The 12486-nt window shown below is 64.9% G+C and carries 17 protein-coding genes and 1 pseudogene; all 18 read left to right on the forward strand.

What is annotated here, in order from left to right; genetic code table 11:
- Nucleotides 1-128: 128 nt before the first annotated feature.
- The 18 genes and pseudogenes from fusA (at nt 129) to rplE (ending at nt 12485) form a co-directional block, all read left to right on the forward strand.
- A complete protein-coding gene (gene fusA, locus V6K52_RS05340) occupies nt 129-2246 on the forward strand; it encodes an elongation factor G (RefSeq protein ID WP_353952855.1) in 2118 nt (705 codons plus the stop codon).
- Nucleotides 2247-2408: 162 nt separating this feature from the next.
- Nucleotides 2409-3605 carry an elongation factor Tu gene (gene tuf, locus V6K52_RS05345; RefSeq protein ID WP_353952856.1) on the forward strand — a complete coding sequence of 399 codons (1197 nt, stop codon included), beginning with the start codon at nt 2409-2411 and terminating at the stop codon, nt 3603-3605.
- Between the two features lie 142 nt (nt 3606-3747).
- Nucleotides 3748-4371 carry a hypothetical protein gene (locus tag V6K52_RS05350; RefSeq protein WP_353952857.1) on the forward strand — a complete coding sequence of 208 codons (624 nt, stop codon included), beginning with the start codon at nt 3748-3750 and terminating at the stop codon, nt 4369-4371.
- A 128-nt stretch (nt 4372-4499) separates the two neighbouring features.
- Nucleotides 4500-5081 (forward strand): hypothetical protein, encoded by a 582-nt coding sequence (locus V6K52_RS05355; protein ID WP_353952858.1) that lies wholly within the window; start codon nt 4500-4502, stop codon nt 5079-5081.
- A 446-nt stretch (nt 5082-5527) separates the two neighbouring features.
- Nucleotides 5528-5836 (forward strand): 30S ribosomal protein S10, encoded by a 309-nt coding sequence (rpsJ, locus tag V6K52_RS05360; protein ID WP_009775966.1) that lies wholly within the window; start codon nt 5528-5530, stop codon nt 5834-5836.
- A gap of 10 nt (nt 5837-5846) precedes the next feature.
- Entirely contained in the window at nt 5847-6503 is a 657-nt protein-coding gene (gene rplC / locus V6K52_RS05365) for a 50S ribosomal protein L3 (RefSeq protein WP_353952859.1), read from the forward strand.
- 5 nt (nt 6504-6508) lie between these two features.
- Nucleotides 6509-7099, forward strand: a pseudogene (gene rplD, locus V6K52_RS05370) (50S ribosomal protein L4); the annotation flags it as partial.
- A 278-nt stretch (nt 7100-7377) separates the two neighbouring features.
- The gene (gene rplW / locus V6K52_RS05375; protein WP_353952860.1) at nt 7378-7683 is read left to right on the forward strand and encodes a 50S ribosomal protein L23; all 306 of its coding nucleotides are present in this window, start codon (nt 7378-7380) and stop codon (nt 7681-7683) included.
- 31 nt (nt 7684-7714) lie between these two features.
- The gene (gene rplB / locus V6K52_RS05380; RefSeq protein WP_353952861.1) at nt 7715-8551 is read left to right on the forward strand and encodes a 50S ribosomal protein L2; all 837 of its coding nucleotides are present in this window, start codon (nt 7715-7717) and stop codon (nt 8549-8551) included.
- Nucleotides 8552-8568: 17 nt separating this feature from the next.
- On the forward strand, nt 8569-8850 hold the full coding sequence (rpsS, locus tag V6K52_RS05385) for a 30S ribosomal protein S19 (RefSeq protein ID WP_009775961.1): 282 nt from the start codon (nt 8569-8571) through the stop codon (nt 8848-8850).
- 50 nt (nt 8851-8900) lie between these two features.
- Nucleotides 8901-9275, forward strand: coding sequence for a 50S ribosomal protein L22 (gene rplV / locus V6K52_RS05390; protein ID WP_353953722.1), 375 nt, complete (start codon nt 8901-8903; stop codon nt 9273-9275).
- A gap of 2 nt (nt 9276-9277) precedes the next feature.
- The gene (gene rpsC / locus V6K52_RS05395) at nt 9278-10096 is read left to right on the forward strand and encodes a 30S ribosomal protein S3 (protein WP_353952862.1); all 819 of its coding nucleotides are present in this window, start codon (nt 9278-9280) and stop codon (nt 10094-10096) included.
- Complete coding sequence (gene rplP / locus V6K52_RS05400; protein ID WP_353952863.1) at nt 10096-10515, forward strand: 50S ribosomal protein L16; 420 nt, start codon at nt 10096-10098, stop codon at nt 10513-10515. Before rpsC ends, rplP begins: the two co-directional genes overlap by 1 nt.
- Nucleotides 10515-10772 (forward strand): 50S ribosomal protein L29, encoded by a 258-nt coding sequence (rpmC, locus tag V6K52_RS05405; RefSeq protein ID WP_353952864.1) that lies wholly within the window; start codon nt 10515-10517, stop codon nt 10770-10772. The genes rplP and rpmC overlap by 1 nt, the downstream gene beginning before the upstream one ends.
- On the forward strand, nt 10769-11089 hold the full coding sequence (gene rpsQ / locus V6K52_RS05410) for a 30S ribosomal protein S17 (RefSeq protein ID WP_353952865.1): 321 nt from the start codon (nt 10769-10771) through the stop codon (nt 11087-11089). The genes rpmC and rpsQ overlap by 4 nt, the downstream gene beginning before the upstream one ends.
- Before the next feature lie 82 nt (nt 11090-11171).
- Entirely contained in the window at nt 11172-11540 is a 369-nt protein-coding gene (rplN, locus tag V6K52_RS05415; RefSeq protein WP_009775955.1) for a 50S ribosomal protein L14, read from the forward strand.
- Nucleotide 11541: 1 nt separating this feature from the next.
- Nucleotides 11542-11889, forward strand: a complete 348-nt coding sequence (gene rplX, locus V6K52_RS05420; RefSeq protein WP_353952866.1) for a 50S ribosomal protein L24 — start codon at nt 11542-11544, stop codon at nt 11887-11889.
- A 29-nt stretch (nt 11890-11918) separates the two neighbouring features.
- Nucleotides 11919-12485 carry a 50S ribosomal protein L5 gene (gene rplE / locus V6K52_RS05425; protein ID WP_353952867.1) on the forward strand — a complete coding sequence of 189 codons (567 nt, stop codon included), beginning with the start codon at nt 11919-11921 and terminating at the stop codon, nt 12483-12485.
- The last annotated feature ends 1 nt before the right edge of the window (nt 12486 follow it).

Below are 12486 nucleotides of genomic sequence, written 5' to 3' on the forward strand. Positions count from 1 at the left end.
CCCGGTATGCCGGGAACGCGCCTTGCGCTCCCGGCATACCGGAACCCGCAGTTCCGTTGGAACTGCCACGGCACGACCGCACGACACAGCACGCAGAACTTCCGCAACGAGCGAGATGAGATAACCGAGTGGCACTCGACGTCCTGACGGACCTGACCAAGGTCCGCAACATCGGCATCATGGCCCACATCGATGCCGGCAAGACCACGGTGACGGAGCGCATCCTCTTCTACACCGGCGTCAAGCACAAGATCGGTGAGACGCACGATGGCGCGTCCACGACCGACTGGATGGAGCAGGAGAAGGAACGCGGCATCACGATCACGTCTGCCGCCGTGACCTCCTTCTGGGGTGCGAACCAGGTCAACATCATCGACACCCCCGGCCACGTCGACTTCACGGTCGAGGTCGAGCGTTCGCTGCGAGTCCTCGACGGCGCAGTCGCTGTCTTCGACGGCAAGGAAGGCGTCGAGCCCCAGTCCGAGACCGTGTGGCGTCAGGCCGACAAGTACAACGTTCCCCGCATCTGCTTCGTCAACAAGATGGACAAGCTTGGCGCGGACTTCTACTTCACCGTCGACACCATCAAGGACCGCCTCGGTGCGGAGCCCCTCGTCATCCAGCTGCCCATCGGCGCCGAGAACGACTTCCTGGGTGTCGTCGACCTCGTCGAGATGCGTGCGCTCGTGTGGCCCGGTGACTCCAAGGGTGACGTCACCATGGGTGCTACGTACGAAGTCCAGGAAATCCCCGCGAACCTGCAGGCCAAGGCTGACGAGTACCGCCACCACCTCATCGAGCGCGTCGCCGAGTCCGACGACGTCCTCATGGAGAAGTACCTCGGTGGCGAGGACCTCACGGTTGCCGAGATCAAGGCCGCCATCCGCACCCTCACCGTGCGTTCCGAGCTCTACCCGATTCTCTGTGGTTCGGCGTTCAAGAACCGCGGCGTTCAGCCGATGCTCGACGCGGTCGTCGACTACCTTCCGTCCCCGATCGATGTCCCCCCGATGATCGGCCACAAGCCGAACCACGAGGAGATCGAGCTGACGCGCAAGCCCGACACCACCGAGCCGTTCTCGGCGCTGGCCTTCAAGGTCGCCACGCACCCGTTCTTCGGCACGCTGACGTTCATCCGGGTCTACTCGGGTCACATCACCGCGGGCACCGCGGTCGTCAACACGACCAAGGGTAAGAAGGAGCGCATCGGGAAGCTGTTCCAGATGCACGCCAACAAGGAGAACCCGGTCGATGACGCCCTGGCGGGCCACATCTACGCCGCGATCGGCCTGAAGGACACCACGACGGGCGACACCCTGAGTGACCCGGACCAGCAGATCGTGCTCGAGTCGATGTCCTTCCCCGACCCGGTCATCCAGGTCGCGATCGAGCCCAAGACCAAGAGTGACCAGGAGAAGCTCTCCACGGCCATTCAGAAGCTCTCGGCCGAGGACCCGACGTTCCAGGTCCACCTCGACGAGGACACGGGCCAGACGATCATCGCCGGTATGGGCGAGCTCCACCTCGACATCCTCGTCGACCGCATGAAGCGCGAGTTCAACGTCGAGGCCAACGTCGGCAAGCCGCAGGTCGCCTACCGCGAGACCATCAAGGGCACGGTCGAGAAGCACGACTACACCCACAAGAAGCAGACGGGTGGTTCGGGTCAGTTCGCCAAGATCCAGATCCGTCTCGAGCCCTTGGACACGACGGAAGCTGGTGAGCTCTACGAGTTCGCCAACAAGGTCACCGGTGGTCGCATCCCGCGCGAATACATCCCGTCGGTCGACGCCGGCATCCAGGACGCCATGCAGTACGGCGTTCTCGCGGGCTACCCGCTCGTCGGGATCAAGGCATCGCTGCTCGATGGTGCCTACCACGACGTCGACTCCTCGGAGATGGCGTTCAAGATCGCTGGGTCGATGGCGCTCAAGGAGGCCGTCCGCAAGGCCGACCCCGTGATCCTCGAACCGATGATGGCTGTCGAGGTGCGCACGCCCGAGGAATACATGGGCGACGTCATCGGCGACATCAACTCGCGCCGTGGCCACATCCAGGCCATGGAAGACATCAGCGGCGCCAAGGTCGTCAAGGGCCTTGTCCCGCTGTCCGAGATGTTCGGTTATGTCGGAGACCTTCGGTCGAAGACGCAGGGCCGGGCGAACTACTCCATGGAGTTCGACTCCTATGCAGAGGTTCCCAAGTCCGTCGCCGAAGAGATCATCGCCAAGACCCGAGGCGAGTGACCGCTAGACTGGTCGCTGGTCCGGATCTGGGCGCCCTGTCGACACTGCATACAGCGTCGACAGCGTTTCAGAACAACCACATGCACAATCCCAAGAACGACGCCACGTCCTGCACGGCCGTGAAGCGTTTCACCAAAGAAGAGTCCTGAGGAGGACAACAAAGTGGCGAAGGCAAAGTTCGAGCGGACCAAGCCGCACGTCAACATCGGCACCATTGGTCACATTGACCACGGTAAGACGACGCTGACGGCTGCGATCTCCAAGGTCCTGCACGACAAGTACCCGGACCTGAACCCGCAGTTCGCGTTCGATGACATCGACAAGGCACCCGAAGAGAAGCAGCGCGGTATCACCATCTCCATCGCGCACATCGAGTACCAGACCGAGAAGCGTCACTATGCGCACGTTGACTGCCCCGGTCACGCGGACTACGTCAAGAACATGATCACCGGTGCGGCCCAGATGGACGGTGCGATCCTCGTGGTTGCAGCGACCGACGGCCCGATGCCGCAGACGAAGGAGCACATCATCCTGGCTCGCCAGGTTGGTGTCCCCTACATCGTCGTGGCGCTGAACAAGGCCGACATGGTCGACGACGAGGAGATCCTCGAGCTCGTCGAGATGGAGGTTCGTGAGCTGCTTTCCGCTTACGAGTTCCCCGGCGACGACGTTCCCGTGGTCAAGGTCTCGGCGCTCAAGGCGCTCGAGGGCGACGCCGAGTGGGGCGCGACCGTCATGGAGCTCATGGACGCGGTCGACGAGTCGGTCCCCGAGCCCGAGCGTGACGTCGACAAGCCGTTCCTCATGCCCGTCGAGGACGTCTTCACGATCACCGGTCGTGGCACCGTCGTCACCGGTCGTATCGAGCGCGGCATCCTGAACGTCAACGAGGACGTCGAGATCGTCGGCATCCACGAGGGTCCCGCGGCCAAGACCACGGTCACCGGCATCGAGATGTTCCGCAAGCTCCTCGACGAGGGTCGTGCGGGCGAGAACGTCGGCCTGCTCATCCGTGGCATCAAGCGCGAGGACGTCGAGCGCGGCCAGGTCATCTGCAAGCCGGGCTCGATCACGCCTCACAAGAACTTCGAGGCCAACGTTGTCATCCTCTCCAAGGATGAGGGCGGCCGTCACACGCCGTTCTACGACAACTACCGCCCGCAGTTCTACTTCCGCACCACGGACGTCACCGGCGTCGTCAAGCTGCCTGAGGGCACCGAGATGGTCATGCCCGGCGACAACACCGAGATGTCGGTCGAGCTCATCCAGCCGATCGCCATGGAAGAGGGCCTCAAGTTCGCCATCCGTGAGGGTGGCCGGACCGTCGGCGCCGGTCGCGTCACCAAGATCACTGCGTGATCTGAGCGACCGACTGCGTCACTGACGCACTCGAGAAAGGCCCCACACCTCGTCAGAGGTGTGGGGCCCTTCCGTATACCTCGGGGTTGGCCTCTCGGATATTCACGCGCCCTCTGCGCGCTGGCGCGCTTGAATGATGCGTATGCCGCGCACCTGGTCCGATCTCGACACCCTGCCTCCCGCGGCAGGGGAGTGGTTGCTGCCTCGACTGGGCGCGTTCGGCACGGTGGGCGGGCTCGTCGCGCAAGACTTCGCCGCGTATGCCGTGGTGCCGCACGCTTCCGACGATCCGAGCGATCAGCCGGGGGAGATCCTCGACTCAAGCCTGGCCTCCGCGCTGCGGGGTTGCCTCGCTCCTGATCCGGGCGGCTGCGTCGCAGCGCTCTGGGACGGCTACGGCTACTTCGCCAGCGGCACGGTGATCCACCTGGACACCGGTGAGCAGCACTCTGTGGTGCCGCCCCTGCGCGCCGAGGTCATGGCCGCGCCCAGCCTGAACCTGCCCGGGCGCAGTTACACGTTGTTTGACGCCCAGCTGGACGACCTCGACGACCTGGCCGTTGGAAACGGTTCGATGTGGAGCCAGTCGCCGAACCTGTTCTGGCCGCGTTCTCATGCGTGGCTCGTGGGCGGAGACACCGACATTGCCGCGACCTTCATCGCCGGATCGGTCACCCTCGTTGACCGAGTCCTCGCTGTGGTGTCAGGAACGGCACCGGTCGTCGCGACGGACGGCCTGTCGCCCTGGGCGGAGCGAGTCGGCTAACAGCAGGGGTGAGTTGCCGACTGACAGGTTCGTGACAGGTCCGGCATACCTCTGGTCCAGTTCCGACGGCCACGGTGGTGACACGACGGTCGACCAGTCCAGGTAGGCCGCGACGAGAGGAACCCTCCATGCCCAAGTTCACCAAGACGGCCGCCCTCGCCGGTGTGGCCGGAGCAGCAGCAATAGCGACGGTCGGCCTCGGCGCCAGTCAGGCGCTGGCCGAGACCACCCCCACGCCCAGCGCATCATCATCGACGCAGGCAGGTGAGGCGCCCTCGACGGATGCCCCGGCCGGGCGCGGCGGCGAACGAGGGGGCCCTGGGCACAAGGGCGGCTTCAGGGGCGCCGACGCCAGCGCGCTCGCCGAGGCGCTCGGTCTCGACGAGGCCAAGGTCCAGGCCGCCATCGAGAAGGTGCGTGAGGCCAACAAGCCGACGGAGAAGCCGGCCGAGGGCACGAAGCCGACTGACGCAGAGCGCGAAGCCAGGCGGACGGCATACGTCGCGGCATTGGCCAAAGAACTCGGTGTCACGCAGGACAAGGTGACGGCGGCCCTGACGAAGGCTCGAGATGCCCATCAGGCAGAGCGGCGCACAGCGCTCACGGAGAAGATCGATGCGGCAGTCAAGGCGGGGACGCTGACCGCGGCCGACAAGGCGTCCGTCCTCAAGGCTCTCGACGCTGGCGTCCTGGGCGGCGGACCTCGCTGACCCGCGCCTGACCCGAGATCCTCACGGGTGTCGAGCCGAAGCCCTCGCGGGACAACGACCGCGAGGGTTTCCGCGTTGTGGGCCTGCGTGAGTCGACGCGCCACAAGCACGGGTATGCCGTCCGCCCCGGACTCGATTTGGTAGGTCGCCCTCGGCTCTGGCACTATTGTCCAGTTGCTTGGTGTGGGACGCACCCCTCGACCACTCGTCGGGTTTCGGACCACCACTGCACGTGAGAACACATCGAACCGGTCAAGCCGGGGCGACACACGGCAGGCAGAGCGGCTCCGGTCCACCGGAGTTCCGATTCATCCGATGGTGTCACGCAGGAATGCGTATGCCATCGGGCCGCGGAGCGGGCGCGACACGCCCGACCTCGGGGGTCGGACCCAAGGATCGACCTAAGACAGAAGTAAGAAGACGGCGAGAGAGAGACGGAAGCCAAGATGGCGGGACAGAAGATCCGCATCCGCTTGAAGTCGTATGACCACGAGGTCATCGACAACTCGGCGCGGAAGATCGTCGACACGGTGACCCGTGCCGGTGCAACGGTGGTCGGCCCTGTGCCGCTGCCCACGGAAAAGAACGTTTTCGTGGTCATCCGTTCGCCGCACAAATACAAGGACAGCCGCGAGCACTTCGAGATGCGCACCCACAAGCGCCTCATTGACATCATCGACCCGACGCCCAAGGCCGTCGACTCGCTGATGCGTCTCGACCTGCCGGCTGACGTCAACATCGAGATCAAGCTCTGAGGCTGACGAGATGACTGATATTGCAACCAAGACCGTGAAGGGTGTGCTGGGCAAGAAGCTCGGCATGACCCAGGTGTGGGACGCCGACAACCGGCTCATCCCCGTCACCGTCATCGAGGCGGGCCCCTGTGTTGTCACCCAGGTGCGCGACGCCAAGAACGACGGCTACGCCGCGGTGCAGATCGCGTTCGGCGCGATCGACCCGCGCAAGGTGACCAAGCCGCTCACCGGCCACTTCGAGAAGGCCGGCGTCACGCCGCGCCGCCACCTCGTCGAGCTCCGCACTGCGGACGCCGCCGAGTATTCGCTGGGCCAGGAGCTCACCGCCGAGACGTTCGAGGCCGGTCAGGCCGTCGACATCTCGGCCACGACCAAGGGCAAGGGCTTCGCCGGTGTCATGAAGCGTCACGGCTTCCACGGCGTCTCGTCCTCCCACGGTTCGCACAAGAACCACCGCAAGCCGGGCTCGATCGGTGGCTGCGCCACCCCGGGTCGTGTCTTCAAGGGCATGCGCATGGCCGGCCGCATGGGTGGCGTGCGTCAGACCACCCAGAACCTCACGATCCACGCTGTCGACGCGGACAAGGGGCTGCTGCTCGTCAAGGGCGCCGTCCCCGGTCCCCGCGGTGCGGTCGTGCTCGTCCGCAACGCCGTGAAGGGAGCGTGACCACCGTGGCTACCACTGTGAACGTTGACCTGCCCGCCGAGATCTTCGACGTGCAGACCAACATCCCCCTGATCCACCAGGTCGTCGTCGCCCAGCTCGCTGCGGCGCGCCAGGGAACGCACTCGACCAAGACCCGCGGCGAAGTCCGCGGTGGCGGTCGCAAGCCCCACGCCCAGAAGGGCACCGGCCGCGCCCGTGCGGGCTCGACCCGCGCGCCGCACTGGACCGGCGGTGGCGTGGTCCACGGACCGACGCCTCGTGACTACTCGCAGCGCACCCCCAAGAAGATGAAGGCTGCTGCCCTGCGCGGCGCCCTCTCTGACCGCGCTCGCCACGGCCGCATCCACGTCGTGTCGTCGCTCGTCACGGGTGGCGCTCCTTCGACCAAGGAAGCCGTTGCACTGCTCGCCGGACTGACCGAGCGCAAGAACATGCTCGTCGTCCTCGACCGCAGTGACATCGTGTCACTGAAGTCGGTGCGCAACCTGGAGAACCTCCACGTCATCGTCGCCGACCAGCTCAACACCTATGACGTGCTCTGCGCCGACGACGTGGTCTTCACGCAGGCCGCCTTCGATGCATTCGTCGCCGGCCCCGTGGCCAAGGTCAAGACCGTGGAGGTCACGGTCGACATCCTCGAGGCGGCTGACGAGAAGCCCGCCAAGGCTGAGAAGCCCGCCAAGGCTGAGAAGCCCGCCAAGGCCGAGAAGGCTGAGAAGCCCGCCAAGGCCGAGAAGGCTGAGAAGCCCGCCAAGGCTGAGAAGCCGGCCAAGGCTGAGAAGGCCGAGAAGCCCGCCAAGGCCACCAAGGCCACCAAGGCTGAGAAGCCGGCCAAGGCCGACAAGTCGGCTGAGGATGACAAGGAGGATGACAAGTGAGTCCTGCAATCGCAAAGAACCCGCGGGACATCCTGCTGTCGCCGGTGGTCTCCGAGAAGTCCTACGGACTGCTCGACCAGGGCAAGTACACCTTCCTGGTGGACCCCCGCTCGAACAAGACCGAGATCAAGATTGCCGTTGAGGAGATCTTCAGCGTCAAGGTCGACTCGGTCCACACGTTGAACCGCAAGGGCAAGACCAAGCGCACCCGCTTCGGCCTGGGCAAGCGCAAGGACACCAAGCGCGCGATCGTCACCCTCCGCGAGGGAACGATCGACATCTTCGGCAGCGCTGGCGCCTGAGAGACGACTGAGGAACTTAAGGAAACACGACATGGGTATCCGCAAGTACAAGCCGACGACGCCTGGCCGTCGCGGCTCAAGCGTCGCCGACTTCGTCGAGGTCACGCGCACCACGCCTGAGAAGTCGCTCGTGCGCCCGCTCACCAAGAGCGGTGGCCGCAACAACAACGGCCGCATCACGACGCGTCACATCGGTGGTGGCCACAAGCGCGCCTACCGACTCATCGACTTCCGTCGCCACGACAAGGACGGCATCCCGGCCAAGGTCGCTCACATCGAGTACGACCCCAACCGCACCGCCCGCATCGCTCTCCTGCACTTCGCAGATGGTGAAAAGCGCTACATCCTGGCCCCCAAGGGCCTGGAGCAGGGCGCCAACATCGAGAACGGTCCTGCTGCCGACATCAAGCCCGGCAACAGCCTCCCGCTGCGCAACATCCCGACCGGTACGGTCATTCACGCTGTCGAGCTCCGCCCCGGTGGCGGCGCGAAGATCGCGCGTTCGGCCGGCGTCCGCGTCCAGCTTGTTGCCAAGGACGGTCCCTACGCCCAGCTGCGTATGCCGTCCGGCGAGATCCGTAACGTGGACGCACGCTGCCGCGCGACGATCGGTGAGGTCGGCAACGCCGAGCAGTCCAACATCAACTGGGGTAAGGCCGGCCGCATGCGCTGGAAGGGCAAGCGCCCGACCGTCCGTGGTGTCGTCATGAACCCGGTCGACCACCCTCACGGTGGTGGCGAAGGCCGCACCTCCGGTGGTCGTCACCCGGTCAGCCCTTGGGGCAAGGCCGAAGGCCGCACCCGTCGCCCGGGCAAACCGAGCGACAAGATGATCGTCCGCCGACGCCGCACTGGCAAGAAGCGCTGACAAGGAGCCATTGACACATGCCTCGTAGCTTGAAGAAGGGCCCCTTCATCGACGACCACCTTCAGAAGAAGGTGGACGTCCAGAACGAAGCGGGCACCAAGAACGTCATCAAGACCTGGTCGCGCCGTTCGGTCATCAGCCCGGACATGCTCGGTCACACTCTCGCCGTCCACGACGGCCGCAAGCACGTCCCGGTGTTCGTCACCGAGTCGATGGTCGGCCACAAGCTCGGCGAATTCGCACCCACGCGCACCTTCAAGGGTCACGTGAAGGACGACAAGAAGGGCCGGCGCCGCTGATGGCCACCAAGACCAAGGAAACCGCGACCGAGGCTACGTCTTCGGTTGTTCTGGAGGCGCGGGCTCAGGCCCGTAGCGTCCGGGTGACTCCGCAGAAGGCGCGCCGCGTCATCGACCTGATCCGCGGCAAGAACGCCAGCGAGGCCATCGCCACGCTGCGCTTCGCCCCGCAGGGCGCGTCGGACCCGATCCTGAAGGTGCTCGAGAGCGCCATCGCCAACGCCCGGGTCAAGGCCGACAAGACCGCCGAGCGTTTTGACGAGCACGAGCTCGTTATCACGTCCGCCTTCGTTGACGAGGGCGCGACGATGAAGCGTTTCCGTCCGCGTGCGCAGGGCCGCGCCTCGCGCATCAACAAGCGCACGAGCCACATCACCGTGGTCGTCGCACCCAAGCAGGCAAAGAACTCGAAGGGAGGCCGCTGAACATGGGTCAGAAAGTCAACCCGCACGGCTTCCGCCTGGGTATCACGTCCGAGCACCGCAGCCGCTGGTTTGCTGACTCCACCAAGGAGGGTCAGCGCTACCGCGACTACGTCAAGGAAGACGTCGCCATCCGCAAGCTCATGTCTGTGGGCATGGAGCGCGCAGGCATCTCCAAGGTCGAGATCGAGCGCACCCGTGACCGTGTCCGCGTGGACATCCACACGGCACGTCCGGGCATCGTCATCGGTCGCCGTGGCGCCGAAGCAGACCGCATCCGCGGCGAGCTCGAGAAGCTCACCGGCAAGCAGGTTCAGCTGAACATCCTCGAGGTCAAGAACCCCGAGACCGATGCTCAGCTCGTGGCCCAGGGCGTTGCCGAGCAGCTGTCTGCTCGTGTGTCGTTCCGTCGTGCCATGCGCAAGAGCATGCAGTCGGCGACCCGCGCAGGTGCCAAGGGCATCCGCGTCCAGGTCTCCGGCCGGCTCGGCGGCGCCGAGATGTCCCGCACCGAGTTCTACCGCGAAGGTCGTGTGCCGCTGCACACCCTTCGTGCGCAGATCGACGTGGGCTTCTACGAGGCCCGCACCACCTTCGGCCGCATCGGTGTGAAGGTGTGGATCTACAAGGGTGACGTCACAGCTCGTGAGCTCGCTGCCCAGCAGGCCAGCGCCCCGCGTCAGCAGGCCCGTGGCCCGCGTCGCGAAGGTGCCGACCGTCCGGCTCGCGCTCGTCGCGACCGTGTCGAGACTGCAGCTGCTCCGACCGAGGCTTCTGCTGTCGAGGCCGCCCCGGCAACGACCACTGAGGGAGCGTCCAGCTGATGTTGATTCCCCGTCGCGTCAAGCACCGCAAGCAGCACCACCCGGGTCGGTCGGGCGCTGCCAAGGGTGGGACGACCATCGCGTTCGGTGACTACGGCCTTCAGGCTCTCGAGCCGGCCTACGTCACCAACCGCCAGATCGAGTCCGCTCGTATTGCGATGACCCGCTACATGAAGCGTGGTGGAAAGGTGTGGATCAACATCTACCCCGACCGCCCGCTGACCAAGAAGCCGGCTGAGACCCGCATGGGTTCCGGTAAGGGTTCGCCCGAGTGGTGGATCGCCAACGTTAAGCCCGGACGCATCATGTTCGAGATCTCCGGTGTGTCCGAAGAGGTCGCGCGTGAATCCATGCGCCTGGCCATGCACAAGCTGCCGATGAAGTGCCGCTTCGTCCAGCGTGAAGGTGGTGACTTCTGATGGCTATCGGTTCCAAGGACCTGATCTCCAACGAGCTGCGTGGGTTCGACGACGATCGTCTCGTCGACGAACTGCGCAAGGGCAAGGAAGAGCTGTTCAACCTGCGCTTCCAGTCCGCCACCGGACAGCTCGACAACCACGGCCGGCTCCGCGCCGTCCGCAGGGACATCGCCAGGATCTACACCGAAATGCGTGAGCGTGAGCTCGGCATCGGCGAAGGCCCGACGAAGTCGGCCGATTCGGAGGCTGCCAAGTGAGTGAGAACGTGAAGGACGAGAACGTGACCAGCACGCAGACCGAGACCAAGTCGACTGAGTCGGCTGGACGCAACTACCGCAAGACCCGCCAGGGTTATGTGGTCAGCGACAAGATGGACAAGACTGTTGTCATCGAGGTCGAGGACCGCGTGAAGCACGCCCTCTACGGCAAGGTGCTGCGTCGCTCCAGCAAGGTCAAGGCACACGACGAGGAGAACGTCGCCGGCATCGGTGACCGCGTCCTCATCATGGAGACCCGCCCGCTCTCGGCGACCAAGCGCTGGCGCGTGGTCGAGATCCTCGAGAAGGCCAAGTAAGCCCAAGTTCGGCCAGGCTCTGATGCTGTCGGTTCGTCCGAGGCATTGCAGAGAACCAGCACGACGTATAGGAGACAGATAAGTGATCCAGCAGGAGTCGCGAGTTCGCGTCGCCGACAACACCGGTGCCAAGGAGATCCTTTGCATCCGTGTTCTCGGTGGCTCGGGTCGCCGGTATGCCGGTATCGGCGACACCATTGTCGCCACCGTGAAGGACGCCATCCCCGGTGGCAACGTCAAGAAGGGCGACGTCGTCAAGGCGGTCATCGTCCGGACCAAGAAGGAGCGCCGTCGTCCAGACGGTTCCTACATCAAGTTCGATGAGAACGCAGCGGTGCTGCTCAAGACCGACGGTGACCCTCGTGGTACCCGTATCTTCGGCCCGGTGGGCCGTGAGCTGCGTGACAAGAAGTTCATGAAGATCATCTCGTTGGCGCCGGAGGTGCTCTGATATGGCGAAGTTTGGCATCAAGAAGGGCGACACCGTCCAGGTGCTCGCGGGCAAGGACAAGGGTTCGACCGGCAAGGTCATCTCTGTCGACCGCGAGAAGAGCCGCGTCCTCGTTGAGGGCGTCAACCGTGTCACCCGCCACACCAAGGCCGGCCAGACTGCCCGTGGCAGTCAGACCGGTGGACTTGTTGTCCAGGAGTCGCCGATTCACGTGAGCAACGTGGCCGTCGTCGACCCCGAGGACAAGAAGCCGACCCGTACCAAGACCCGCGTCGAGACCGTCGAGCGGGACGGGCGCCAGAAGGCGACCCGTACCCGTGTTGGCGTGCGCTCGGGCAAGGACCTGTGAGCCTGATGACTACTCAGACTGAAGACACAATGACTCAGGAAACGGCGGTCAAGCCCCGTCTCAAGCAGCGCTACACGGACGAGATCCGTGACGCCCTGCTCGAGAAGTTCGGCTACGCCAACGTCATGCAGGTTCCCGGCGTCGTCAAGGTCGTCGTCAACATGGGTGTCGGCGACGCGGCCAAGGACAGCAAGCTCATCGATGGCGCGGTGCGCGACCTCACGGCGATCACCGGTCAGAAGCCGGTTGTCACCAAGGCTCGCAAGTCGATCGCCCAGTTCAAGCTGCGTGAGGGCATGCCGATCGGCACCCACACGACGCTGCGCGGTGACCGTATGTGGGAGTTCCTCGACCGCCTCATCTCGGTCGCGCTTCCCCGCATCCGTGACTTCCGTGGCATGAGCCCGAAGCAGTTCGACGGCCGTGGCAACTACACGTTCGGTCTCACGGAGCAGTCGATGTTCCACGAGATCGACCAGGACAAGATCGACCGCGTCCGGGGCATGGACATCACCATCGTCACCACCGCGACGAACGACGACGAGGGACGCGCGCTGCTCAAGGCGCTCGGCTTCCCGTTCAAGGAGAACAGCTGAG

Origin of the sequence: Knoellia sp. S7-12 (assembly GCF_040518285.1) — a bacterium.
GTDB lineage: Bacteria > Actinomycetota > Actinomycetes > Actinomycetales > Dermatophilaceae > Knoellia.